Annotated in this window: 1 protein-coding gene; it reads left to right on the top strand. The window is 63.9% G+C overall.

The genetic code is table 11. The features are described from left to right. A partial coding sequence (locus tag A7X65_RS40365) for a YdhT family protein (protein ID WP_208608659.1) occupies positions 1-615 on the top strand: 615 nt, incomplete at its 5' end. Positions 616-618 lie beyond the last annotated feature (3 nt).

Below are 618 nucleotides of genomic sequence, written 5' to 3'. Positions count from 1 at the left end.
GTGCTGAGTGGCACGAGCGACAGTGCGACGCTGACGAGCACCGGGGCGAACGTCAACATCAACGGCAACTATGCCACGGTGAATGCATCGGGGTCGACCATCGGGGTCAACTCCACCATATCGAGCACGACGACGCTCGTTGGCAGCAACGATACGGTAGGGATCGCCAGCAACCAGTCGACGGTGACGCTGACCGGCAGCAACGAGACGATCACGGTGAGCGGCACCAGTGACGTCGTGACGTCGACGGGCAGCAGCGACATCGTGACGATCAGCGGCACCAGCGACACGGTGACACTGACCGGCGACGGCCATCAGGTGACGGTGAGCGGACCGGGCAACACGGTGACGCTGAACGGGAACAACGAGAGCGTCTCGATCTCCGGCAATGGTACGAGGCTGACGCTGACCGGAAGCGGCGACAGCGTCAACGTCAGTTCGACCAGTGGCAGCACGATCACGACGGCGAGCGCCACGAGCTTCACGATGACCGGTTCGGTCAGCGGGGCGACGATCAACGGCAGCGGCAATACCGTGTCGCTGACGGGGCAGCAGGAGACGGTGACGCTGAACGGCAGCAACGAGACCGTGATCGCGGCAGCAACGAGACCGTGATCG

Source organism: Bradyrhizobium stylosanthis (assembly GCF_001641335.1).
GTDB lineage: Bacteria > Pseudomonadota > Alphaproteobacteria > Rhizobiales > Xanthobacteraceae > Bradyrhizobium > Bradyrhizobium stylosanthis.
The sequence above is the reverse complement of the archived record's forward strand: the minus strand, read 5'-3'. Positions and strand labels throughout refer to the sequence as shown.